The sequence below is a fragment of the Brevundimonas diminuta genome, from assembly GCF_050310045.1.
Taxonomy (GTDB): Bacteria; Pseudomonadota; Alphaproteobacteria; order Caulobacterales; family Caulobacteraceae; genus Brevundimonas; species Brevundimonas diminuta_F.
Window position 1 is genome coordinate 2468162 of the sequence record NZ_CP190005.1, and the last position, 23864, is coordinate 2492025.

General features: G+C 68.8%; 23 protein-coding genes. 13 read left to right on the forward strand and 10 right to left on the reverse strand.

Features of this window, described 5'->3' with window-relative positions; translation table 11 throughout:
• Window positions 1–9: 9 nt before the first annotated feature.
• Window positions 10–1287: a phosphoribosylamine--glycine ligase gene (purD, locus tag ACORJG_RS11855; RefSeq protein ID WP_427789249.1), complete on the reverse strand. Its 1278-nt coding sequence runs from the start codon at window positions 1285–1287 to the stop codon at window positions 10–12.
• A gap of 61 nt (window positions 1288–1348) precedes the next feature.
• Window positions 1349–1738 (reverse strand): PRC-barrel domain-containing protein, encoded by a 390-nt coding sequence (locus ACORJG_RS11860; RefSeq protein WP_427789251.1) that lies wholly within the window; start codon window positions 1736–1738, stop codon window positions 1349–1351.
• A 278-nt stretch (window positions 1739–2016) separates the two neighbouring features.
• On the opposite strand from ACORJG_RS11860, the gene xseA reads away from it, so the two are divergent.
• Entirely contained in the window at window positions 2017–3621 is a 1605-nt protein-coding gene (gene xseA / locus ACORJG_RS11865) for an exodeoxyribonuclease VII large subunit (RefSeq protein WP_427789253.1), read from the forward strand.
• Window positions 3622–3684: 63 nt separating this feature from the next.
• Here the strand turns inward: xseA and ACORJG_RS11870 are convergent, their stop codons facing one another.
• The gene (locus tag ACORJG_RS11870; RefSeq protein WP_427789255.1) at window positions 3685–4860 is read right to left on the reverse strand and encodes a P1 family peptidase; all 1176 of its coding nucleotides are present in this window, start codon (window positions 4858–4860) and stop codon (window positions 3685–3687) included.
• A gap of 86 nt (window positions 4861–4946) precedes the next feature.
• On the opposite strand from ACORJG_RS11870, the gene ACORJG_RS11875 reads away from it, so the two are divergent.
• Complete coding sequence (locus ACORJG_RS11875; protein WP_427789257.1) at window positions 4947–5150, forward strand: DUF2093 domain-containing protein; 204 nt, start codon at window positions 4947–4949, stop codon at window positions 5148–5150.
• Window positions 5151–5201: 51 nt separating this feature from the next.
• A complete protein-coding gene (locus ACORJG_RS11880) occupies window positions 5202–5699 on the forward strand; it encodes a response regulator (protein ID WP_427789259.1) in 498 nt (165 codons plus the stop codon).
• Here the strand turns inward: ACORJG_RS11880 and ACORJG_RS11885 are convergent.
• On the reverse strand, window positions 5696–6658 hold the full coding sequence (locus tag ACORJG_RS11885) for a lysophospholipid acyltransferase family protein (protein WP_427789261.1): 963 nt from the start codon (window positions 6656–6658) through the stop codon (window positions 5696–5698). The genes ACORJG_RS11880 and ACORJG_RS11885 overlap by 4 nt on opposite strands.
• Window positions 6648–7418: an SDR family NAD(P)-dependent oxidoreductase gene (locus ACORJG_RS11890; RefSeq protein WP_427789263.1), complete on the reverse strand. Its 771-nt coding sequence runs from the start codon at window positions 7416–7418 to the stop codon at window positions 6648–6650. Before ACORJG_RS11890 ends, ACORJG_RS11885 begins: the two co-directional genes overlap by 11 nt.
• 109 nt (window positions 7419–7527) lie before the next feature.
• Here ACORJG_RS11890 and ACORJG_RS11895 point away from each other — a divergent pair, with 109 nt between their 5' ends.
• Window positions 7528–8796: an EAL domain-containing protein gene (locus ACORJG_RS11895; protein ID WP_427789265.1), complete on the forward strand. Its 1269-nt coding sequence runs from the start codon at window positions 7528–7530 to the stop codon at window positions 8794–8796.
• A 219-nt stretch (window positions 8797–9015) separates the two neighbouring features.
• Here the strand turns inward: ACORJG_RS11895 and ileS are convergent, their stop codons facing one another.
• Complete coding sequence (gene ileS, locus ACORJG_RS11900) at window positions 9016–11937, reverse strand: isoleucine--tRNA ligase (RefSeq protein ID WP_427789267.1); 2922 nt, start codon at window positions 11935–11937, stop codon at window positions 9016–9018.
• Between the two features lie 287 nt (window positions 11938–12224).
• Between ileS and ACORJG_RS11905 the strand changes: the two genes are divergently transcribed.
• Complete coding sequence (locus ACORJG_RS11905) at window positions 12225–12791, forward strand: DUF3828 domain-containing protein (RefSeq protein WP_427789269.1); 567 nt, start codon at window positions 12225–12227, stop codon at window positions 12789–12791.
• Window positions 12792–12795: 4 nt separating this feature from the next.
• On the opposite strand, the gene ACORJG_RS11910 is transcribed toward ACORJG_RS11905, so the two are convergent.
• From ACORJG_RS11910 to ACORJG_RS11920, 3 genes are read right to left on the reverse strand one after another with little or no spacing between them, the layout of a single operon-like run.
• The gene (locus tag ACORJG_RS11910; RefSeq protein WP_427789271.1) at window positions 12796–13725 is read right to left on the reverse strand and encodes a bifunctional riboflavin kinase/FAD synthetase; all 930 of its coding nucleotides are present in this window, start codon (window positions 13723–13725) and stop codon (window positions 12796–12798) included.
• A 14-nt stretch (window positions 13726–13739) separates the two neighbouring features.
• Window positions 13740–14201, reverse strand: a complete 462-nt coding sequence (locus ACORJG_RS11915; protein WP_087141755.1) for a MaoC family dehydratase — start codon at window positions 14199–14201, stop codon at window positions 13740–13742.
• Between the two features lie 38 nt (window positions 14202–14239).
• Window positions 14240–15109, reverse strand: coding sequence for a TIGR01459 family HAD-type hydrolase (locus ACORJG_RS11920; RefSeq protein ID WP_427789273.1), 870 nt, complete (start codon window positions 15107–15109; stop codon window positions 14240–14242).
• Between the two features lie 107 nt (window positions 15110–15216).
• On the opposite strand from ACORJG_RS11920, the gene lspA reads away from it, so the two are divergent.
• The 5 genes from lspA to ACORJG_RS11945 all read left to right on the forward strand — a co-directional run bounded on the left by lspA (window position 15217) and on the right by ACORJG_RS11945 (window position 21393).
• Window positions 15217–15744: a signal peptidase II gene (gene lspA / locus ACORJG_RS11925; protein WP_427789275.1), complete on the forward strand. Its 528-nt coding sequence runs from the start codon at window positions 15217–15219 to the stop codon at window positions 15742–15744.
• 70 nt (window positions 15745–15814) lie between these two features.
• Window positions 15815–16381 (forward strand): DUF3035 domain-containing protein, encoded by a 567-nt coding sequence (locus ACORJG_RS11930; RefSeq protein ID WP_427789277.1) that lies wholly within the window; start codon window positions 15815–15817, stop codon window positions 16379–16381.
• Window positions 16382–16538: 157 nt separating this feature from the next.
• Complete coding sequence (locus tag ACORJG_RS11935) at window positions 16539–18041, forward strand: TolC family protein (protein ID WP_427789279.1); 1503 nt, start codon at window positions 16539–16541, stop codon at window positions 18039–18041.
• Window positions 18038–19093, forward strand: coding sequence for an HlyD family secretion protein (locus tag ACORJG_RS11940; protein WP_427789281.1), 1056 nt, complete (start codon window positions 18038–18040; stop codon window positions 19091–19093). The genes ACORJG_RS11935 and ACORJG_RS11940 overlap by 4 nt, the downstream gene beginning before the upstream one ends.
• Window positions 19090–21393, forward strand: coding sequence for an ABC transporter permease (locus ACORJG_RS11945; protein WP_427789282.1), 2304 nt, complete (start codon window positions 19090–19092; stop codon window positions 21391–21393). The genes ACORJG_RS11940 and ACORJG_RS11945 overlap by 4 nt, the downstream gene beginning before the upstream one ends.
• Here ACORJG_RS11945 and gloB read toward each other — a convergent pair.
• Window positions 21390–22115, reverse strand: a complete 726-nt coding sequence (gene gloB / locus ACORJG_RS11950; RefSeq protein WP_427789284.1) for a hydroxyacylglutathione hydrolase — start codon at window positions 22113–22115, stop codon at window positions 21390–21392. The two genes, ACORJG_RS11945 and gloB, sit on opposite strands and share 4 nt — an antisense overlap.
• A gap of 117 nt (window positions 22116–22232) precedes the next feature.
• Here gloB and ACORJG_RS11955 point away from each other — a divergent pair, with 117 nt between their 5' ends.
• The 3 genes from ACORJG_RS11955 to ACORJG_RS11965 are packed head-to-tail and all read left to right on the forward strand — an operon-like array spanning window position 22233 to window position 23864.
• Window positions 22233–23009 (forward strand): class I SAM-dependent methyltransferase, encoded by a 777-nt coding sequence (locus ACORJG_RS11955; protein ID WP_427789286.1) that lies wholly within the window; start codon window positions 22233–22235, stop codon window positions 23007–23009.
• A gap of 10 nt (window positions 23010–23019) precedes the next feature.
• Window positions 23020–23514, forward strand: a complete 495-nt coding sequence (locus ACORJG_RS11960; RefSeq protein WP_427789288.1) for a SixA phosphatase family protein — start codon at window positions 23020–23022, stop codon at window positions 23512–23514.
• Window positions 23511–23864: a DUF952 domain-containing protein gene (locus ACORJG_RS11965; RefSeq protein ID WP_427789290.1), complete on the forward strand. Its 354-nt coding sequence runs from the start codon at window positions 23511–23513 to the stop codon at window positions 23862–23864. Before ACORJG_RS11960 ends, ACORJG_RS11965 begins: the two co-directional genes overlap by 4 nt.

Below are 23864 nucleotides of genomic sequence, written 5' to 3' on the forward strand. Positions count from 1 at the left end.
CGGGCCGCGTCAGCGCGGCTCCAGCGCCCGCCAGCCGATGTCGGTGCGGTGGAAACCGCCCGGCCAGTCGATCTTCGCAATCGCCCCATAGGCGCGTTCACGCGCCTGGGCCACGTCGTCGCCATAGGCGCAGACGTTCAGCACCCGGCCGCCCGCCGCCGTCAGCGTTCCGTCATCGCGCCGCTTCGTCCCGGCATGGAAGACCTGGACGTGCGGGCCGAAGTCCTGATCGGCGCCGCGAATGACCGAGCCTTCCAGCGGGCTGTCGGGATAGCCCTTGGCCGCCAGCACCACGCAGATCACCACGCCCGGCTTGAACACCGGGACGGGCGCCTGGGTCAGGTCGCCGCGCGCGCAGGCCAGCAGCAGCGGCACGACGTCGCCGTCCAGCCGCATCATCAGCACCTGGCATTCCGGGTCGCCGAAGCGGGCGTTGAACTCAACCACCTTGGGGCCTTCGGCCGTCGCCATCAGCCCGACATAGAGGACGCCGCGATAGGGCGCGCCTTCCTCGGCCATCTTCTGAATGGTGGGGACGACAACGCGGTCGTTGGCCGCCTCGGTGAAGTCCGCCGTGAAGACAGGCGCGGGCGAATAGGCGCCCATACCGCCGGTGTTCGGGCCCAGATCGCCGTCGAAGGCGCGCTTGTGATCCTGGGCGCCGCCGAACAGCACGGCCCGCGTCCCGTCCGACAGGGCGAAGAGGGAGCCTTCCTCCCCGTCCATGAATTCTTCGATCACCACGCGCGAACCGGCCGCGCCGAACCGGCCGCCCAGCATCCGCTCGATCTCGGCCTCGGCGTCGGCGCGATCAGGGCTGATGGCCACGCCCTTGCCCGCCGCCAGACCGTCGGCCTTGATGACATAGGGGGCTGAATATTGATCCAGCGCCGCCTTGGCCGAGGCGACGTCTTCATAGACGCCATAGCCCGCCGTCGGGATGCCGTGACGCTGCAGGAAGGCCTTGGAGAAGGCCTTGGACGTCTCCAGCTGCGCCGCCGCCTGCGTCGGGCCGAAGCAGGGGATGCCCGCCGCGTCCAGCTGATCGGCCAGCCCCTCGGCCAGCGCCGATTCCGGGCCGACCACGACCAGTTCCGCCTTCATCTCACGCGCCAGCGCCGCCAGACCCTCGGCGTCGGTCGCCTTCAGATCCGGGCGCATCTCGCCCAGCCTGGCCATGCCCGGATTGCCGGGCGCAATGACGAGCCGCGTCGTCAGCGGCGATTGGGCGATTTTCCAGGCCAGGGCGTGTTCGCGCCCTCCCGATCCGACGAGCAGAATGTTCATGAGCGCGGAATGGCCGCACGCGCCGCCGGGGTCAAGCGCCGGAAGGGCTGATGGGCTCGGATCAGGGCGCCCAGGCGGGCATGGCTTTCAACTGCTCCAGCGTCATGTTCGCCTCCAGATCATAGTCGGAGCCCTCCTTTACGGGCGTCAGACCATCCAGCGGAATGCGGACCCAGCGCGGCCCGCCCTCGCCCTTCGGCTCGACGATCAGGCCGGTGATGACGCCCGAGGAATCCACGTCGACCCGCTGCACCTCGCCCAGATCAACGCCGCGCGGCGTAATGATGTCGGCGCCCTCCAGTTGCGCCTCCGTCAGGCCCAGCGCCTTGGGTCCCGCAGGGGCCGAGGCGGCGTCGGACGTCGCTTCATCCGGAGTTTCTGCGGACGGCGCCGGCGAACAGGCCGCCAGCAGCGCGGCGGCCGAGGCGGCGGCGAACAAAGTCTTCATCATCACGCTCTCCTGTCTCTAGATCAGGGCCGAAACTACATAAACGCCCACCCCGAGCATCAGGACAGCCCCAGCACCAGCCACGGACTGAGCGCTGGATTATTGCTGCGACGGGCCAGTTCACGCTCTTCCGCCTCATCGGCGGGCGTGTCGTCTTCCGGCGGGGGTTCAGACGGCATGGTCATGACAGGCGAACGCGCGGCCGTGGCCGCCTGTTCCGCTTATCCCTCTTTGCTGCGAGCCGTCTTTGCCCGCGCGACGGCGACGGCTAGGGTGCCTTCATGACCTCCGACGACGACTACCCCTTCGAGGGCGCGCCCCCGCAGCCCGCCCGCGACAACAATCCGCCGCTGTCGATCTCGGAGCTGAGCTTCGCGCTGAAGCGCACGCTGGAGGAACGCTTCGGCCATGTGCGGTTGCGCGGCGAGATCTCCAAGGTGAACCGCCACGCCTCGGGCCACGTCTATCTGACGCTGAAGGACGACAAGTCGGCCATCGACGGCGTGATCTGGAAGGGCGTGGTGCGCGGCCTGGGCGTCCAGCCCGAGACGGGGCTGGAGGTCATCGTCACGGGCAAGATCACCTCCTATCCGGCGCGGTCCTCCTATCAGATCGTGATCGAGAGCATGGAGGCGGCAGGCGCGGGCGCCCTGCTGGCCCAATTGGAGCGGCTGAAGGTCCGCTTGCGCGACGAGGGCCTGTTCGACCCGGCGAAGAAAAAGGCCCTGCCGACCTTCCCCGCCACCATCGGCGTCATCACCAGCCCGACCGGCGCCGTCATCCGCGACATCCTGCACCGCATCGCCGAACGCTGGCCCTGCCGCGTCATCGTCTGGCCGGTGGTGGTTCAAGGCGACGCCGCCAGCGGTCAGGTCGCCAACGCCATCCGCGGCTTTGACCAGATGACACCGGACGGCTCCATCCCTCGCCCCGACCTGCTGATCGTCGCGCGCGGCGGCGGCTCGGTCGAGGATCTGTGGTGCTTCAACGACGAAGCGCTGGCCCGCACGGTCGCGGCCGCCCGCATCCCCATCATCTCGGCCGTGGGACACGAGACGGACACCACCCTGATCGACTTCGTGTCGGACCGCCGGGCGCCGACCCCGACCGGGGCGGCCGAGATCGCGACGCCGGTGCTGGCCGACCTGCGCTGGGCGCTCAGCGATCTGGAAGGGCGGCTGTCGCGCGCCGGGGCGCGGATGCTGGAAGACCGCCGCACCCGCCTGCGCGCCGTCGCACGTGGCCTTCCCGCCCGGCCCGAAGATCTGCTGGCCCTGCCGCAGCAACGGCTGGACCTCGCCGCCAGTCGCCTCGGTTCGGGGCTGCACCGCAACGTCGCCGTGCATGAGCGGCAGTTGGCGGTCGCGGCTGGCCGGCTGACGCCCGGCCTGCTGCGCGCCCGCGTCGAGCGCGGACAGGACCGCCTGCGCGGCGCCGCCGACCGTCTGACTTCCGCGCTGCAGGCCGGAGTCGCCCGCAACGAGCGCCGCCTGTTGCAGACGGCGGGCCGCCTCAGCCCCGCGCCGCTGCACCGCCGCCTCGATCAGAGACAGGCGCGGCTGGAGGCGCTGAGCGTGCGTCTGGACGGCGTCATGCCGCGTCGGCTGGAGCGCGCCGAGGACCGCCTCGCCGCCCTGTCCCGCGCCCTGACGACGCTGAACCCCAAGACGCCCAAGCCCGGCTTCGCCCGCATCGAGGACGCCGACGGCGCCATGATCGCCTCAGCCTCCGCCCTGTCGCCGGGGCAGGCGGTGCGGATCGTCTTCAGCGACGGAGCCAAGGACGCGACCATCGACGGCGAAGGTTCAACGCCGCGCCCGACGCCTGCGCCCAAGACAGCACCGCGTCCAAAGGCCCCGCCTGCGGGTCAGGGCGACCTGTTCTGACCCCTGAAAACTCCGCTCATCCCGGCGGACGCCGGGATGAGCGGAGTTTTCAGGGGCGGCGCTCTAAGGATTTGCCGTCTCGCCCAGCACCGCCTTCACCGCCTCGATGTCCAGCGCCTCGACCGTCACCGTCTTACCGTCGATCACCGAGGTCGTCGTCTGCGCCTTCAGCAGGGAGTTGAGGATGGCCTCCTCCGTCGCCTCGGCGACCGCGACGAACAAGGGCGATATCCGGTCATTGGGCCAGTCCGCGACCATCGCCTGCCCCGCCCGGCGCTCAGGCGTGCGCCGCACGCCTTCCGCCGTCGAAAAAGCGATCGCATAGTCTCCCGACCCGTTCGAGAAAGCCGCCCCCGTCCGCGCCAGACCGGCGAAGGCGCGGTTCGCCAGCCGCTCCAGATTGCGGTCCGACAGCGGCGCATCGGTCGCCACAATGATCATGATGGAGCCGTCGGCGCGCTCATTCTCCACCTCTTCGCGCAGGTAGTAGCGGCCCAGCCGCACCCCGACCGGCGCCCCGTCGATGCTCAATGCGCCGCCATAGTTCGACTGCACCAGCACACCCACGGTGAAGCCGCCCAGACTGTCGGGCAGCTTTCGCGAACTCGTGCCGATCCCGCCCTTGAACCCGAACGCGATGGTGCCCGTCCCGGCGCCGACCGCGCCTTGTTCGACCGACCCTGGCGTCGCCGTCTCGATGGCCCGCACCACATCGGCGGCCGTCACGACGCGCGCGCGGATGTCGTTCAGCCCGCCGTCGTTCGTCTCGCCCACCACGGCGTTGACCGAGCGGACGTCCTCATGCCCCGGCTGCTTGAGCGTCCAGTCCAGAACCCCGTCGATCCCCCGCGCCACGGACAGGGTGTTGGTCAGGACAATGGGCGTCTCGATCTCGCCCAGCTCCATGATCTGGGTCGCGCCCGCCAGCTTGCCGAAGCCGTTGGCGACCGACAGCCCGGCCGGAACCTTGTCGCGGAACAGGGAGCCCCCGTGCGGCACGATGGCGGTCACGCCGGTGCGGACGCTGTCGCCCGAACGCAGCGTCACCTGCCCCACCTTGACCCCCGCCACGTCGGTGATGGCGTTCAGCGGGCCCGACGACAATATGCCCGGCGCTCGCCCCAACTCGCGAATGGTCGGGCGCGCAGCCGCCCCCTCCTGCGCCAGCGCGCCCGGCGCGGCGGCCAGAACGGCGGCGGAAACAGCGGCGGCCAGAAGATCAACAGGCAAGCGGGACATGGCACTTCCGATTTTGTGAACGGCGGACGTTCAGATGACGGCGATTCGCCTCTCGTCCCGCACGGGCTTCACGCTATGATGGCGCCATGAACACGCAAGCTTCTTCCGCAACCTCTGGCCAGACGGCCACACTGCACTATGGCGACGGCGAGTTCGCCGTGCTGTCCGCCGGCGCCTTCGTGCGCTGCGCCGTCAGCGGGGCGGCCATTCCCCTGACCGCCCTGCGCTACTGGTCGGTCGAGAAGCAGGAGGCCTATGCCGGGCCGAGGGAATATCTGGCCGCCCTCTGAACCGGTCTGCGCCTCACGTCTTCCCTTCCGTCTTCAGTCCTGCCGGTCCCGATGTCCGCCCTGAGTTCGATCCACGTCCTGCTGGCCGACGACAACCCCAATATGCGCGCCATCGTCGCCGCCATGCTGAAGTCCGTCGGCGTGGGCCGGCTGACCGAGGCCGAAGACGGCGCGGCGGCGCTGGAGATCCTGCGTCAGGACGCTGTCGACATCGCCATCGTCGACTTCCGCATGAAGCCGATGGACGGCGTCGCCTTCACCCGCGCGATCCGTAATGAGTCGGACAGCCCCAATCCCTATCTGCCGGTCATCATGATGACCGGCCATTCTGAAAAAAGCCGCGTGACCGAGGCGCGCGACGCGGGCGTCACCGAGTTCGTGGCCAAGCCGGTAAAGGCCAAGACCCTGCTGACGCGTCTAGAGGCGGTGATCCTGCGTCCCCGCCCCTTCGTGCGCGCACCGGGCTATTTCGGCCCGGATCGGCGCCGCACAGGAACCGTCGGCTACGCCGGTCCCTTCCGCCGCTCGGATGACGGCGTGCTGGATTAGGCGTCAGACGCCGCCAGCGCCTCATAGACCTGGGGCGGCCAGCGCTTGTGCACCCAGAACCAGTCGACCGGATATTCGCGCACCCGGTCTTCGACAAAGCGGTTCGCCGCCTGCACGCCCGCCAGAACATCGGCGGCCTTGTCGCCGGTATCAGGCACGGCGATCGGCTCATGCGCCGTGACGCGGAACCGCACGCCGGGCAGGCGCACCACCGACAGGGGCTGCATCACCGTGCCGAACTTCAGCGCCATGCGCGCCGCGCCGGGCGAGGCGTTGACCGGCTGGCCGAAGAACTCGACTTCCGGCCCCTGGCTGTATTTCTGATCGACCAGCAGGGCGATGGACTCGCCGCGCTTCATCCCCGCCATCAGCTCGCGCGTGCCGTCGCCCTTGGGCGCGAACAGCTTGATGCCGTAGCGCTCGCGGCTCTGGCGGATCAGGGCGTCGACGTAAGGGTTGTTGGCCGCGCGATAGGTCACCTGACACGGCACCCCCGCCGCCATGATGACCGCCGCCATGACCTCGAAATTGGCCAGATGCCCCGAGATCAGCACCACTGGGCGGCCAGAGTCGCGGATGGCGTGCAGCCGCTCCATGCCGACCAGATCGATACGGCCGCTCTCAGGCGTCAGCCGGTCCATGACCGCCAGCTCGGCGAAGGTGCGCCCCGTCTGCTCCCACTGATCCACGGCCAGACGCTTGCGTTCGCCCTCGTCCATGTCGGGGAAGGCGATACGCAGGTTGCGCATTACCGTCTTCTGCGTCCCGGTCAGCGGCCCCAGCGTCCGCAACAGCCAACCGCCGAACCCCGAGGCCCCCTCGACGCCCAGCAGGCGCAGAAAGCCGAACAGCCCGCGAAACGCCGCCGCCTCCAGTCGCCAGACGAAGTCCTGCCCGACCTTTACGGCGCTATCGCCCTTGGGGTGGCTTGAACGCGTGTTGTTGTTTTCACCAGGCAATCGTCAGTCCGCCGTCCACCACAAGGGTCTGGCCGGTCACATAGGCCGACGCAGGACTGCACAGATAGACCGCCGTGCCCGCGATTTCATCCGGCTGGCCGATCCTTTTCAGCGGCGCGGGGTCGGTGACGGTCTTCAGCAGCTCCGGATTTTCCCACAGGTATTTGGCGAAATCGGTCTGGACCAGGCCCGGCGCGATGCAGTTCACCCGCACGTTCGACGGCCCGTATTCGACCGCCAGATTGCGCGCCAGCTGCATGTCCGCCGCCTTGGAGATGTTGTAGGCGCCGATCAAAGCGTTCCCGCGAAGCCCGCCGATGGACGAGATCAACAGGATCGCCCCGTCTTTCCGCTCCACCATCTCCGGTGCGACCATGCCGATCAGCCAGTGGTTGGAGATGACGTTGTTCTGAAGGATTTTCTCGAACTGCTCGTCGCTGATGCCCGCCATCGGCCCGGCGTAGGGATTGCTCGCCGCGTTACAGACCAGAATGTCGATCCGGCCGAAGGCGGCGCGGGTGTCGTCCACCAGCCGCTGCAGGTCTTCCTTGGAGGCTATGTTGGCGGGAATGGCGATGGCGCGGCCCTCGCCGTGCTTTTCATTGATGGCGACGGCGACCTCTTCGCACGGCCCGGCCTTGCGCGAGGAGATGACGACGCGCGCCCCGTGTTCGGCCAAACGCTCGGCGATGGCCTTGCCGATTCCCTTGGAAGAGCCGGTGATGATGGCGACCTTGCCGCTCAGATCGAACAATTCCATGCGTTAACCTCCTTTTACCGCCCGTTTATCCGCGCAGACCCTAGCCGTTAGGCTTCGTTAACGTGATACTTGATCGATTCTATAGGGAAAGGCGGTTCTGACCGGCCCCATGCGAAAGATCACCGGCGGCTTCCTGTTCTTCGGCTACCTGTTCCTCGCCCTGACCATCGGGGCGATGATCTGGCGCGCCGGTCTTGGAGCGGGCGCAGGCGCAGCCGGAGTGCTGGGCGCGCTGGGGATCATGACCGGCGCCCACGCCATCGTCACCGGCATGGCCGACCGACGCGCCCTGCGTCTGGAGATCGGCAAGGTGCGCGAGGCCCACCGCCTGCTGGCCGATGCGATGGAGTCGACGCAAGGCGCCCTGACCGAACTGGCGCAGGCCATCGAGACCGGCGCCCTGTCGCGCACCGACGCCCTGACCGGCGAAGTGCGGATGCTGGAAGGCCTGGTCCAGCAGATGAGCGAATCCATCGAAGAACGGCTGGCCGCCTCCACCCTGACCGCCGACACCTTCGAGGGCCGTCGTCAGGTCCAGTCGAACACCCTGCTGAAGACCGTCCACGACGCCCTGAGCGAGAACCGCGTCGACCTGTATCTGCAGCCCGTCGTGACCCTGCCTCAGCGGCGGACGGTATATTATGAAAGCTTCACCCGCCTGCGCGACCCGTCCAACCGGGTGATGATGCCCGCCGAATACCTGTCGGTGGCCGAAGGCGAAGGCCTGCTGCCCGCCATCGACAATCTGCTGCTGTTCCGCTGCGCCCAGATCGTGCGGCGTCTGGCCGGGCAGGACCGCAAGGTCGGAGTCTTCTGCAACATCTCGCTGGCGTCTCTGGGCGACGAGACCTTCTTCCCGCAGTTCCTCGACTTCCTGAGCCAGAACCGCGACCTGAAGGACGCCCTGATCTTCGAACTGGGCCAGGCGACGTTCGACGCGCGCGGCGCCGTCGAGGCGCGCAACATGGCCAAGCTGGCCGACCTGGGCTTCCGCTTCTCCATCGACAAGGTGCAGACGCTGGATCTGGACTTCGCCGACCTGCAGCGCTCGGACGTGCGCTTCATCAAGGTGGCGGCCGACCTGCTCATCGAGCAGCTTCTCGATCTGGACGGCGCCGCCCCCCTGCCCAGCCAGCCGGACATCCGCGCAGGGGACTTCGCCCCCCTGACCCGCCGTCACGGCCTGGAACTGATCGCCGAGAAGGTCGAGAGCGAGAAACAGGTCGTCGACATCCTCGAACTGGATATCGCCATGGGCCAGGGCCACCTGTTCGGCGAGCCGCGCGCCATCAAGGAAGCCGTCCTGGCCGAAACCGACCCGCCCGCCGACTTCGTCCGCTCGACGCTGAAATCGGCCGAGCAGAGGGTGCGGCTCTAGGCCACTCCCTTCTCCCCTTGAGGGAGAAAGTGGGCGCCGGAGGCGCTCGGATGAGGGGTGTCGGCGCGACGTTTAAAGTTCCGGCGGTTCGGCGCCGCGACAGTCGTTTTAGGCCGCTGCGCACACACCCCTCATCCGTCAGACTTCGCCTGCCACCTTCTCCCTCAAGGGGAGAAGGAAGAAAAAGGCCCCGCCGTCGTAACGGAGGGGCCTGATCCTTTACGCCTTGCGCGCGTCCAGCCAGCGCACCGTGTCAGCGTCGCGGGCCGACAGGTCGGGGTAGTCGGCGTCGGAGCCGACGTCCGGCACACGGCGCCAGGAGCGAGCGCACTTGGGATAGTCCGCCGTCTTCACCTCGACGGTCACTGCATCGCCGCCCGCGACCAGTTCGGCGCCCGAGGTGCGGAACACCTCGGCGGCGTCCAGTCCCTCGAACGGGGCCAGCAGTTCGGCCGGGGCCGTGACCACCGGCCAGGCGTCCAGAGCGCCGCCGATGACCTTGTCGCGACGGGCGGCTTCCAGGGCCTCGTTGACCTCTTCCAGCACCGTCTCGACCTTGGCCCAGCGCGCCGCCTCGGCCGCGTTTTCCCACTCGGCGGGGGTATTGGGGATCACCCGCGCGCAGTTGGTGCCAGCTTCAGGGAAGCGCGTCGTCCACGCTTCGTCCATGGTGAAGGGCGTCAGCGGCGCCAGCCAGGCGGTCAGGCGGCTGAACACCTCGTCCATCACCGTGCGCACGGCGCGGCGCTTGATGCTGTCGGGACGGTCGCAATAGAGGCTGTCCTTGCGCACGTCGAAATAGAGGGCCGACAGATCGCCCGAGCAGAACTCCAGCACCGGGCGCACCACGTCCTGGAAGCGGTATTCGGCGTAGGCCTGACGCACCTGGGCGTCCAGCTCCCACAAGCGATGCAGGATAAACTTCTCCAGCGGCGGGAACTGGTCGTAATCGGTCAGGCGCTCGGCCTCGTCGAAGCCGTTCAGCGCGCCCAGCAGATAGCGGACGGTGTTCCTCAGCTTGCGATAGGCGTCGACTGTGGTCTGCAGGATCTGCTTGCCGATGCGCTGGTCGTCCGAATAGTCGACCAGGGCCACCCACAAGCGCAGGATGTCGGCGCCGGATTCCTTGATGATGGTCAGGGGGTCGGTCGTATTGCCCCGCGACTTCGACATCTTCTCCCCGTTCTCGTCCAGGGTGAAGCCGTGGGTCAGGACCGCGTTGAACGGGGCGCGTCCGCGCGTGCCGCAGCCTTCCAGCAGCGACGACTGGAACCAGCCGCGGTGCTGGTCCGAGCCCTCCAGATAGAGGTCGGCGGGCCAGTGCGACGGGCGGTCGCCGGCATAGCCGCTCGCCGCCGTGCGCGGATCGATAGTGAAGGCGTGGGTCGAGCCTGAATCGAACCAGACGTCGAGGATGTCCGTGACCTTCTCGAACCGCTCGGGATCATGCGCGCCCAGGAAGTCGGCGTCGGGCGTCGAGAACCAGACGTCGGCGCCGCCCTCGGCCACGGCCTTGACGATGCGGGCGTCGACTTCGGGGTCATGCAGGGGCTGGCCCGTCTGCTTGTCGACGAACATGGCCAGCGGCGTGCCCCAGGCGCGCTGACGGCTGATCAGCCAGTCGGGGCGGCCCTCGACCATCGAACGGATGCGGTTCTTGCCCGCCGCCGGGTGGAAGGCGGTGGCGTCGATGGCGTTCAGCGCCCGGTCGCGCAGGGTCGCGCCGTCTTCCAGTTCCTCATCCATGCGGATGAACCACTGCGGCGTATTGCGGAAGATGATCGGCGCCTTGGAGCGCCAGCTGTGCGGATAGGAATGCTCCATCCGGCCGCGCGCCAGCAGATTGCCCGCCTCGATCAGCTTCTCCATCACCGCGCCGTTGGCGGGGCCGAACTTGCCGGTCTTCTTGCCTTCGGTCTCCAGCACCTTCAGGCCAGCGAACAGGGGCACATGCTCATAATAGGCGCCGTCGGGATCGACCGTGTCCGGCACCTCGCGATGACCGTGGGCCAGCCAGACGGCGAAGTCGTCCGCGCCGTGGCCCGGCGCCGTGTGGACGAAGCCGGTCCCGGCGTCGTCGGTGACGTGGTCGCCCGCCAGCAGCGGCACCGAGAAGCCATAGCCGCTGTCCAGCGCCGCCAGCGGATGGGCACACTCCAGACCCGACGGGTCTATGTCGTAGACGCGCGTCCAGGCAGCGATCTTGGCGGCCTTGAACACGTCCTCGGCCAGTTTGTCGGCGAGGATGAAGCGGTCGCCCGGCTTGGCCCACGGCTCATAGTCCAGCCCTTCCTCCAGGGCCGTGATCTCATACAGGCCGTAGTTGATCTCCGGACCGTAGCTGATGGCGCGGTTGGCCGGGATGGTCCACGGCGTCGTCGTCCAGATGACGATGGAGGGCGTCGCCGCGCGGAAGGTCAGCAGGTCGTCCGGGTGGCTGTCGGTCGCGCCGACCACCGGGAACTTGACCCAGATCGTGGGCGAGACGTGATCGTGATACTCGACCTCAGCGTCGGCCAGGGCCGTGCGCTCGACCGGCGACCACATCACCGGCTTGGAGCCGCGATACAGCTGGCCCGAGTTCTTGAACTTGTGGAACTCCGCCACAATGGTCGCCTCGGACGTGAAGTCCATGGTGGCGTAGCGGTTGGCGAAGTCGCCGGTGATGCCCAGACGCAGGAACTGATCACGCTGCGTCTCGATGTATTTGCCGGCGTATTCGCGGCAGGCGGTGCGGAACTCTTCCTTCGACACCTCGTCCTTGCGGCGGCCCTTCTTGCGGAATTCCTCCTCGATCTTCCACTCGATCGGCAGGCCGTGGCAGTCCCAGCCCGGCACGTAGTCGACGTCATAGCCCAGCAGGAAACGCGAGCGGACCACGAAGTCCTTCAGCGTCTTGTTCAACGCGTGGCCGATGTGGATGTCGCCGTTGGCGTAGGGCGGGCCGTCGTGCAGCACATAGAGCGGCGCCTTCTGCTCCTGACGGATGGCGCGCAGACGGCCATAGAGGTCGCCCCACTGCTCCAGGATTTCCGGCTCCTTCTTGGGCAGGCCGCCGCGCATCGGGAACGGCGTCTCTGGCAGGAAGACGGTGTCGCGATAGTCGCGGCCGGAAGGGGTCTGGGTGTCGGCGTCGGCCATGGAATGTCTTTTCGTCTTTGCGCGCACAGCCGTCTTGAAAACGGCGTCGGGCGTCAGTCTAGCGTGAAGGCGCCGGACGGCCCATGCCCTGATGGCTCAAGGCGGCGTCTTGCCGGCGAAATGTTTCGAGAAATCCCGACGTGCGCGGGGCTGTCAGCCCTGCAGCGCTACGCCGGGCGGCTAATCGAAATCGAGCGGATCACGCAAACGGTCATGATGCGAAAGCTCTAGCAGACCCGCGGCCCCATGCGCCATAGTCCAGATCAACAGACAGGGAGACGGATCGGATGCGTGTTCAAGCTCTGGCGACGGCGGCGGTGCTGGCCCTGACGGCGGCCGCCTGCTCTGAACAGAACAGCGCCCCTGCGGCGGCTGAGACGGCCGCCCCTGCCCTGACCGGCCGCGCCGCCGTCTATGCGGCTGGCGAAAAGGACGCAGAGGCCTTCGTGCGCGCCCTCTACGCCCGCGTGACCGAGCCGCGCGATACGCCCGACCCGGCCGAGGCGACCATCACCCCCGGCCGCGACCCGCTGTATTCGCGCACGATGAACGCCCTGATCGGCGTCGACGACCGCGAGGCCGAGCGCACGAACAGCGCCCCCTACCTCGACCACGATCCGATCTGCGCCTGTCAGGACATCAACGGCTTTGCGCTGAAAACAGTGACGATGACGCCCGACGGTCCGCGCGCGGCCACGGCTGATGTCGTCTTCACCAACCACGGTCAGGATCAGCGCCGAACGCTGAAACTGCTGAAAGAAGGCCCGATGTGGCGCATCGCCGACATCATCGACGACAAGGGCAAGTCGCTGCACGACGACCTGATGGCCATCGCTGAAAAGGCGCCGGGCTGAGGCGTCAGCCCAGAACAGCCCTCGCCGCTTCTGCATCCGCGTCGATCTGGGTCTTGAGCGCATCAAGACCGTCGAACTTCATCTCGCCCCGCAGGAAGGCGATCAGTTCGGTCTCCAGAACCTGACCATAAAGGCTCTCGTCGAAATCCAGCAGCCAGATTTCCAGCAGCGGCTCTTCGATCTCGAACATCGGGCGCACGCCCAGATTGGCGACGCCCTTGACCACCCGGCCGTCGGGCAGGCGGGTGCGGGTCGCATAGATCCCATAGGCCGGGCGCATATACTCGCCCATGGCGATGTTGGCGGTGGGAACGCCGATGGTGCGGCCGCGCTTGTCGCCGTGGATGACCTCGCCGCGAATGGCGAAGGGGCGGCCAAGGATGGCGGCGGCGCGGTCCATGTCGCCCGCCTTCAGCGCCTCACGCACCGCGCTGGACGACAGTTTCAGACCGGAAGCATCGTCGATGCGGTCGGTGACGGAGACCGTAAAGCCCAGCGCCTCGCCATAGGTCTGCAGCAGGGCGGGCGAGCCGGAGCGCCCCTTGCCGAAGGTGAAGTCGAAGCCGACGGCGGCGTGCTTGATCCCAAGGCCTTCGGACAGGACGCGGCGGGCGAATTCCTCGTCCGTCATGCCCGCCATCTCGCGGTCGAACGGCAGCAGATAAAGGCGGTCGACGCCCAACGGCGCCAGGGCGGCGGCGATCTGTTCCGGGGTCATCAGGCGGAAGGGCGCTGCATCGGGCTGGAACAGGCGGCGCGGATGAGGGTCGAAGCTGACGACGCCCAGCGGCACGCCCATACGCCGGGCTGCATCCCGCGCGGAGGCGATGACCGCCTGATGGCCGCGGTGCACGCCGTCGAAGGCGCCCACGGCCACGGCCGCCCCCTGCTGCGCGTCGGTCAGACCCCGCCAGTCGCGAATGACTTCGACCACTTCGGGCGGCTCTCTCAGCGCGCCGAGGGCTTGCGGCGGCGCGGCACGCGCACGACGGCCACGCCGTCCATGATCAGCTTGTCCTCGACAAAGCCCTCGCAACGCAGCTCGCCGCGCGCGCTGTCATGGTCCAGGGCGATGACGGTGATGACGATGCGCACCGTGTCGCCGATCCGCACGGGGAAGTGGAACGACAGGGTCTGGGAGATGTAGATCGAGCCTGCGCCCGGCAGGATGGTCCCCACCACCGCCGAACCGAAAGCCGCCGACAGCAGGCCGTGGGCGATCCGGCCGCGATAGGCCGTCTTGGCCGCGAAGGCTTCGTCCAGATGCACCGGATTGAAGTCGTCCGACGCCTCGGCGAACAGGCGAATCCGCTCTTCAGTGACGTGAACCGTCTTCTCGGCGGCCATGCCGACGTGGAGTTCGTCGAGGATATAACCGCCCGACGGGTGCGCTTGGACCAGATCAACCATGAGCCGCCTTTAAGGCAGGTGCGACGAAATGGCGAGACTTACCAGGTCAGTTCCAGCGCAGCATACCGCGCAAAGGTTGTTTCCGCCCGCAACAGTTCGCCTGCACGGGCCGGATCCAGCGCGCCGTCGGCGCCCTTGGCGACATCGCCGTGGATGCCCTGTGCGATAAACAGGCAGTCCAGCGCTTGCTCGGCGGCGCCCAGAACATCGGTGATGACCCCGTCGCCGATGCACAGCACGCGCGAGCGGTCGACCGGGCGGCCCAACAGGGCCTCGGCCTCCTTCAGCGCCAGGGCGTAGATGGGGGCGAACGGCTTGCCCGCCATGACCACGCGGCCGCCCATCTGCTCATACAGGTCAGCGATAGCGCCGCCGCAATAGATGATCGTATCGCCGCGCTGGACCACCCGGTCGGGGTTGGCGCAGATCAGCTCCAGCCCGCGTTCGACAGCAGGCGTCAGGCGTTCGCGATAATCCTCAGGCGTCTCGGTCGTGTCGTCATAGGGGCCGGTGACGGAGATGAAGGCGGCGCCCTGCGCATCATGGGCGCTGGTCAGGCCCAGACCTTCATAGAGGACGAAGTCGCGATCCGGCCCGATGATCCAGGCCGGTCCGGGCGCCCGACGCGCCAGCTCCATGCGGGTGGCGTCGCCCGAGGTGACGAAGGCCTTCCAGGCGCTGCGCGGCACGCCCAGCGAATCCAGCTGCGCCATCACGTCCTGCGACGGACGCGGCGAGTTGGAGATCAGGACGACATGGCCGCCCTTCTCATTGAACTTCGTCAGGGCGTCGCAGGCCGCCGGCCAGCTTTCGCGGCCGTTGTGGATCACGCCCCATACGTCGCAGAGCAGGATGTCATAGTCGTCAGCGACCGAAGACAGGCGGGGCAGCGGATGAGGCAGGGTCATGCCGCCGCTTATAGCGGGGGAAAACTGCGGGGGAAGGCCATGCGGCGATCGGCGCTCCTGCGCTTTCCCTCTTCGCCGCCGAACGTCTTCCTGCTAACCGGCTGGACATGAAGATTTCCCGTCTCGCGCTCGTCGCCTACGGCATCGCCCTGGCCGTCATCATCCTGGACCAGCTGACCAAGGCCTGGGTGCTGGGGGCCATCGACGCCTCTCATATCTCCAACATCCCTGACGGCTATCGCATCGCCGAGGTCGCGCCCCCCGTATTCAACCTGACCTATGTGCTGAACACGGGCGTCAGCTTCGGCCTGTTCGGCGGCGGCGCAGGGCGCTGGATCCTGAGCGCCTTCTCCGTCATCGTCGCCGGGCTGCTGGCCTGGTGGGCGACGCGGGCGAACCGGCGCCTGCTGGTCGCGGCCGTCGGCCTGGTCATGGGAGGGGCGATCGGCAATGTCATCGATCGCATCCGTTTCGGCGGCGTAGTCGATTTCCTCGACTTTTCCGGCACGGGCCTGTTTCCGTGGATATTCAACATCGCCGACAGCGGAATCACCGTCGGCGTCTTGCTGTTGATCCTGGACAGCTTCCTGTCCGAGCGCCGTTCGACAGTTGGCGCGGCCCACGAAAAGTCGTAATCACGTCCTCTTAACTTATCGACCCGAGCCAGCGCCGCGCCGCGGCGCGCCTCCCGGAGCCGAACGACACATGCGTATTCGCACCGCCCTGACCGTGACCCTGGCCGCCGGCGCCGCTCTGAGCCTGAGCGCCTGCGGATCGATGAAGCAGAGCATCGGCCTGTCCAAGGTCGTCCCGGATGAGTTCGTCACCGTGGCCAGCGCGCCGCTGGTGGTGCCGCCGGAATACGGCCTGACGCCGCCTTCGCCCGGCGCGCCGCGTCCGCAGGAACTGGCCCCTGAAAGCGCCGCCCGCCAGATTCTGCTGGGCCAGCGTCAAGCTGTGACCCGCACCCCCGGCGAACAGGTTCTGGCCGCCGAGGCCGGCGCCGACCGCGCCGATCCGCTGGCCCGCTATGTCGTCGACGACGAGTTCGGCAGCCTGGCGCACAAGGAAGAAAGCTGGGCCAACCGCATCATGTTCTGGCGCAAGGACGATCCAGCCAGCCAGGCCGCGACCAACAGCGCGACATCCGAAGGCGGCAGGGTCATCGACGCCAACAGCGAACACGCCCGTCTGGAAGCCCTGACTGGCGGCCGCGAAGGCATCACCATCGCCCCGCGCAAGGATGGCCGCTTCAAACTGCCCGGTCTGTAAGTCTTAAGCATTCGCAGGCCTTTATAAGGGCGCGTCCGTTGCTGCGGGCGCGCCCTTTGCTTTTGCGCCTGCCGACCGGCCCCTTGCTTGACGCAACGGCCGTGCTTCAGGTTCGTTAGGAGCTGCGGACTGCGGGGATGAAGCCATGACAATCAGCATGATCGGACTGTCGGCCGTCCTTGTTTCCGGCGCCCTGTCCCCCGAAGCCGCCGCGGGCTCGGCGCCGGTTGAAGCCGCGCGCGCCATCGAGGCCCCCCGCACCCCGCTGAGTTTCAGCGACGCCGAAGCCCGTCTGCGCTCGACCTCCAGCCTCGGCCGCGCGGCGGGGCATGGCGTCGAGGCGGCCGAGGCCCAGGCCCGCGCCGCCGACGGCCTGAACCGGCCCACGGTGTCGCTGGACGCCCAGCTGATCCGCTATCGCAAGACCTTCGACATCTCGCTGGGCGAGACGCTGGATCATGCCCAGTCCGACATCAGCGCCGCCATTCCGGGCCTGATATCCGGCATTCCCGGCTTGCCGGGCAATGTGGTGGGCGCCGTGGAGCAGAGGCTCCAGGCCGCCCTGCCGGAAATCTTCGCCGCCCTGCCGCACGACATCCGGCTGCAGGTGGACGACACCACCTTCCGCCCGACGGTGACGGCGCTTCAGCCCATCTACACCGGGGGCGCCATTCCGGCCCTGCAACGCGCTGCGGCCGCCAATCTCGACCTGGCCGAGGCCCGTCGCAAGGAAGCCGTCGACATGGAAGGCGTCGGCCTGGCCCAGGCCTATTTCGGTCAGGTGCTGGCGGCCGAGGCGCTGAAGATCGCGACCGACACCCGCGACGGCTTCGACCTGCATCTGACCAACGCCCGCCGCATGGAGGCCGAGGGGATGCTCAGTCGCGCCCAGACCCTTCAGGTCGAGGTGGCGCGCGACACCGCCCAGCGTCAGGTCAACCGCGCCGAACTGGAGCATGACAACGCCATCGCCTCCCTGGCGCGCGTGGCGGATCTGGAGGGCGGGGTGACGCCGACCACCCCCCTGTTCGTCAATCGCGGCCCGGTCGGTCCGGCAGACCTGTTTCTGGACAGCGCGGGCCAGTCGAACGCCCGCGTGGCCCAGGCGCAGGCCGGACGCGATCTGGCCGAGGCGGGCGCCGATCTGGCGGCCTCGCGGCTGAAGCCGTCGGTCTTCGCCTTCGGAACCTACAACCTGAACCCGGACAATGCCCTGCCGACGGACCCGGACTGGGCCTTCGGTCTGGGCGCCCGCTACACCCTGATGTCCTCGGTGGACCGGCGCCGCCTGCTGGGCGCCGCGCGCTCTCAAGCCTCTGCCGCGTCGGAACTGGAGCGCAAGGCCCGCGACGACGCCCGCCTGATGGTCACGCGCGCCTATAATCAGGTCGAGCTGGCGCGGCGCCAGTTCCTGAGCATGGACAGCAGCCTTGAGGCCGCGCGCGAGAATCTGCGCGTGCAGGAAGTCGGCTTCCGCGAGGGCGAGGCGACCGCCGCCTCGGTCATCGACGCGCGCAATCTGCTGGGAAACGCGCGCCTGCAACGCGCGGCCGCCGCCTATGAATACGACCTGAGCCTGGCCGCCCTTCTGGCGGCGTCTGGCAACGGTCAGACCCTGAACGACTATCTGCAACGCGAAGACCGGATCAGCGCCCCATGAGCGAGACGCCTTCCTCGGCCTATACCCCGCCCAAACCCGCCGTGGCGCCGCCGCCCAAACCGGCGCGCCGCTCGCCCGTGACGCTGATCGTCGCGGCGGTGGTGGCGCTGCTGATCGCCTTCATCGTCGTGGGCCTGTTCCTGGCCGCCCGCCCGGCGCCGGATCAGGTGCAGGGCATGGTCGAGGCCGAGACCTTCACCGTCACCACCAAGGTGCCCAGCCGCGTCGAACGTTTTCTGGCGGCCGAGGGCGATCAGGTGAAGGCCGGGCAGGAACTGGCCCTGATGAGCAGCCCCGAGGTCGAGGCCAAGGACGCCCAGGCCCGCGCCCTGCTGCAGTCGACTGAGGCCATCCAGTCCCTGAGCCGCGAAGGCGCCCGCACCGAGGACGTGCAGTCGGTCGAATCCATCTGGCGCGCCTCGCAGGCCACGGCCCGACTGGCCGACCAGACCGCCCGCCGCGCCGAGAACCTGTTCGCCGAGGGCGTCATCTCGGCCCAGCGCCGCGACGAGGCTGTCGCCGCCCGCGCCGCCACCGCCTCCCAGACCGAGGCCGCCCGCCAGCAGTATCTGAAGGCGCTGGCCGGAACCCGCCCGCAGGAGAAGTCCGTCGCCGACGCCAACGTCAGCGGCGCCCGCGCCGCCGTCGCCGAGGTCGAAAGCCTGCAGGGCGAGACCCGCCTGACCGCCCCGCACGGCGGCGAGGTGTCCGAGCGATTCTCTAACGTCGGCGAACTGGTGCTGACGGGGGCGCCGGTCTTCACCATCGTCGACATCGCCGATCCCTGGGTCGCCTTCAGCGTGCGCGAGGACCAGTATCGCGACCTGAAGATCGGCTCGACCGTGCGCGGCGACGTGCCGGCGCTGGGGGTCAGGGGCGCCGCCTTCCGCGTCACCGCCATCAGCCCCCAGGGCGAGTTCGCCACCTGGCGCTCGACCCGCCAGTCCAGCGGCTATGACGTGCGCAGCTTCCAGGTGAAGGCCAAGCCCGCCAGCCCGATCGAGGGTCTGCGGCCGGGCATGAGCGTCCTGTTCGACTGGTCGTCGCGATGACGCGCGGCGCGGCCGTCTCCCATGCGGCCGCCTTCCTCACGGCCGTTCAGGACGAGACGCGGCGGCTTGCGACCCGGCCGTGGGACGCCTTCGTCGCCTTCGGCCTGCCGCTGATCCTGCTGGCGGTGATCGCGGCCATGCTGGCGCCCGGCGTGATCCGACAGGCGCCGGTCGCCGTGGTGGATCAGGACAACTCGACCTTCAGCCGCGCCGCCATCCGCAACATGGAGGCCAGCCCCGGCGTGCGCATCGTCGCCGCCCCCGCCACGATGGACGAGGCTGTGGCCCTGATGCGGCGCGGCGAGGTCTACAGCATCGCCCACTTCCCCTCGGGCTTCACCGAAAGCGCCTTTCGCCGCCCGGCGCAGGTGACGGTGTCGTTCAACGGCGCCTTTCAGTCCGTCGGCGCCCTGTCGGCGCTGGGCCAGTCGGCGGCCATCGCCTCGGTCGCCGCGCCCCGGCTGGAGGACAAGGCCCGCCGGATGGGCCTGCCCTCCACGGCGCTGGAACCGCCCGCCGTCCAGGTATCGATCATCGGCAATCCGCAGCTGAGTTTCGAGCTGTTCCTCGGCGGTCTTCTGGCGCCCGGTGTCCTGCACCTGCTGGCGGCCTGTTCGGCGGTGCTGGGGGTTGGGCGATTGATGCAGGGGCGGTCGTTTCAGACCTTCAAGGCCGCGACCGGCGGGCGCACCACCGCGGCCATGATCGGGACGCTGATCCCGCATTTCCTCATCTTCACCCTGTGGGGGCTGGCGTGGATCGGCTGGCTGTGCGGGATCAGGGGCTGGGGCGTCGCCGGGTCGCTGCCTCTGCTGATGCTGGGCGTCGTCGCCCTGATGGCGGTCAGCGTCGCCCTGTCGGCCCTGCTGGTGGCGCTGCTGGGCGATGTGGGCATGGCGTTTTCGGCCACAGCCATCTATTCGGGCGCCGCCATCGCCTTTTCCAACGGCACCCTGCCGCTGGACCATGGGCCGCGCTTCGCCCGCGTCTGGAGCGACATCCTGCCCTACACCCACTATCTGCGCCTTCAGACGGGTCAGATGGTGACCGGCGCGGCGCCGGACGGCGCCTGGCGCGACCTGACGATCCTGAGCGTCGCGACGCTGGCCGCCCTGATCCTGGCCGCCGTGCTGATCCGCCTGCGCGCCCGTCGCGCGCCCAAGGCCGCCGATCTGGCCTTCCCCCTGCCGGAACAGGGCGTGGGCGCCGCCTTCATCGCCACCTTCCGCAACCTGCCGCGCGCCCGACCGGTCAGCAGCCTGCTGGTGCTGGCGGCGGTCCTCTACGCCTTCTACTATCCGGCCGCCTATTCCGGGCAGACGGCGACGGGGCTGCCGGTCGCCGTGGTGACGCCGACGCAGAGCGCCCTGACCCGCGCCCTTGTCGAGGACCTGAACGCCTCTCATACGGTCGAGGTCGCCGCCGTCCTGCCCTCCACCGCCGAGGCGGACGAACTGATGCGGCGCGGGGTCGTGGACGGGGTCATCATCCTGCCTGACCATTTCCAGTCGGACATATTGCGCGGGGCGTCGGACGGCATCGCCGTCTGGCTGAACGGCGGCTATCTGGTCCGCGTGACCTCGGTCGGCAAGGCGGTCGCGGCCGCCGCCGTCCATGTGGCCTCGAACCGGCTGGAGGGCCTGCCCCACGCCGCCCGGGCGGCGAAGCTGTCGCCGACGCTGAAGCAGAACTCCCTGTTCAATCCGACCGAGGGTTATGGCGACTACGCCGTGCCGGCGGTCAGTCTGGTCATCCTGCAGCAGACCCTGCTGCTGGGCGCGGGCGTCATCGCCGCCCTGCGCCGTGAAACGTGCGCCCCGCCCATGCGCCGCAGCGCCCGGCTGGGCCTGTGGCTGGCCCTGACGACCATCGGCACGGCGTCCTGTCTGTTCTGGTTCGGCTTCGTCTTCTGGTTTCAGGATTATCCGCGCGCGGGCGACATGGCCGGGATCGTCCTGCTGTCGCCCATTTTCGCAGCGGGCGTATCAGCTCTGGGCCTGTTGCTGGGCGGACTGTTCGACCGGCATGAGCGCGTGTTGCAGGTGCTGGTCGGCACGTCGGCGCCGCTGTTCTTTCTGGCGGGCGCGGCATGGCCGCACTTCATGATGCCCAGGCTGCTGGTCTGGCTGGCGCATCTGTCGCCGTCGACCGCCGCCGTGCAGACCTTCGTGCCGATGAACGCCATGGGCGCCAGCCTGGGCGAGGTCGCGCCCAAGGCCCTGATCCTGATCGGTCTGGCGGTGCTCTTCGGCGCCCTGTGGCTGTGGCGCGGCGACCAACGGCGGCCCGTTCAGCGCTAGAAAGCGTCCTTCAGTGCGCGACGCCGGGCGAAGTCCTCGGCGTCCGCCGCGCGCAGGAAGGGGTTGAAACGGCGCTCGACCCCCACTGTGGTCGGGACGGTCGGCTCACCGCGCTCGCGGGCCGCGAAGATGGCTTCGGCATGGGCTTTCAGCGCGTCGTCCGCGCCTGGCAGCGACAGGGCGAAACGCGCGTTCGAGGCCGTGTATTCGTGGGCGCAGTAGAGGGTCGTCGCCTCGGGCCAGACAGCGATGCGGTTCAGGCTGTCCCACATCTGTTGCGGCGTCCCCTCGAACAGCCGCCCGCAGCCCAGCGCGAAGATGACGTCGCCGACAAAGGCCAGACCGTCGTCCGCCGCATGATAGACGACATGGCCCAGCGTATGACCGGGCGACAGCACCACGTCGAAGGCGGTCTCGCCCAGCCGCACCGCCTCGCCATCGACCAGAACATGATCCAGCGGCGCGGCGCGGCGCACCTCTTCCGGCCCGGCGATCTCGCATCCCGTCTCGGCCTTCAATCGTTCATTGCCGCCGGTGTGGTCCGGGTGCCAGTGGGTGTTCAGGATCAGGTCCAGCCGCCCCCAGCCCGACGCCACCAGATCATCGAGGATCGCCTCGGCGTCCGGCGTGTCCACGGCGGCGACCAGCCCGGTCGCCTCGTCGCGGATCAGAAAGCCGTAGTTGTCGGACAGGCAGGGGAACTGGCGAACGGTCAGGGTCATGAAGCGGCCTCCTGCCCAAACCCTAGCCTACCCGTACGCCGCGACAAACTCCGCTGATGCCGACGGGCTTCAAGCTGAAAAGCCGACATCCGCCGCGAAATCCGCCATACTGTCCCCATGCGCCGCAGCATCGACGATCTCCGCACCTTCTACGGCGAGCCGACCGGCGCGCTGGCGCGGCGCATGCTGGCGCGAAGGCTGGAAGACGCCTGGGGCGCGGCCAACGGCAATGACGTGCTGGGTCTGGGCTATGCGACGCCCTGGCTGGACGGCTTCGTCGGCGCGCGGCGCACGGTCGCCGCCATGCCGGGCGGTCAGGGCGCCGAACAGTGGACGGCGGCGGGGCGCAACCGCACCGTTCTGGTCGACGACCGGCGCCTGCCCTTTGGCGCCGGAACGTTCGACCGCATCCTGCTGGTCCACGCCCTTGAAGAAGCCGACGACCCGCAGGCCCTGCTGGCCGAGGCGGTGCGCGTCATGGCTCCGGCCGGGCGCATCATTCTGGCGGCGGCGGCGCGCGGCGGCATGTGGGCGCGGGCCGAGGCGACCCCTTTCGGCCACGGCCGCCCCTTCACCCGCGGCCAGCTTGAGCGGCTGGTGCGCGAGGTCGGGCTGGAGCCGACCGCCTGGTCGCAGGCCCTCTATGTCCCGCCGTGGCGCCCGATGCTGCCGCTGGCCGACGGGCTGGAGCAGCTGGGCCCCAAGCTGTTTCCCGGCGCGGCGGGCCTGATCATGCTGGAGGCCTCGCGCCGCGCCTATGCCCGCGTGCGGCCGACCGGCAAGGCGCAGGCTGTTCTGGCCGGGCGCCCGGCCCTGACCCCCTCGCCCGCCGCCCGCGACCGCCATTCCCTTCGTGACCGCCCCCCTATGGGCGCCGCGCGCAAACAGCCGTAAAGCCCTCGCCATGCAGAGACTGATCCTGATGCGTCACGCCAAGGCCGAAGCCTCGGCGCCGGGCGGCGACGTGGCCCGCCCCCTGAGCGAGCGCGGCCGCCGCGACGCCGCCGCCATGGGTCACGCCCTGGCCGCCCGGGGCCTGAAGCCCGACATGGCGCTGGTCTCCGGCGCCCAGCGCACGCGCGACACCTGGGATGGCGTCAGCGAGCATTTCGGCGATGTCGAGTTGCACATCTCCGACGCCCTTTATAACGCCCCCGCCGACGTGCTGCGCCGCGCGGTCGAGGCGGCCGAGGATCAGGCGGGCTGCCTGCTGCTGATCGCCCATAATCCCGGCGTGCATCAGCTGGCGGTCGAATATCTGATCGAAAGCGCCGCTTCGCCTTCCGTGCTGGACCGGATGAGCGGCGGCTTCCCGACCGGGGCGGCGGCGGTCTTCACCGTCGATGTCGCCGGGCGCCCGTCCTATGAAGGCTGGCTGACGCCGGAGACCGTGGCGTGACGGATCGTCCCGACATCGCCTTCAAGATCCTGAGCCGCGCCGACTGGCGCGCCGCCGTGGCCGAGGGTCGATATGACGGCTCGGCCGTGGATCTGGCCGACGGCTACATCCACCTGTCCGCCGCCGACCAACTGGCCATCACGGCAGCCAAATACTACGCCGGTCAGGATGATCTGATGCTGGTCGAGGTCGATCTGGCCGCTCTGGGCGACGCCCTGATCTGGGAGCCGTCGCGCGGCGGCGCCCTGTTCCCCCACATCTACGGCCCCCTGCCCGTCGCGGCGACGCGCGCCGTCCGCGCCTTGTCGGTCACAGCCGACGGCCGCATGATCGTCGAAGAGACCGCCTGA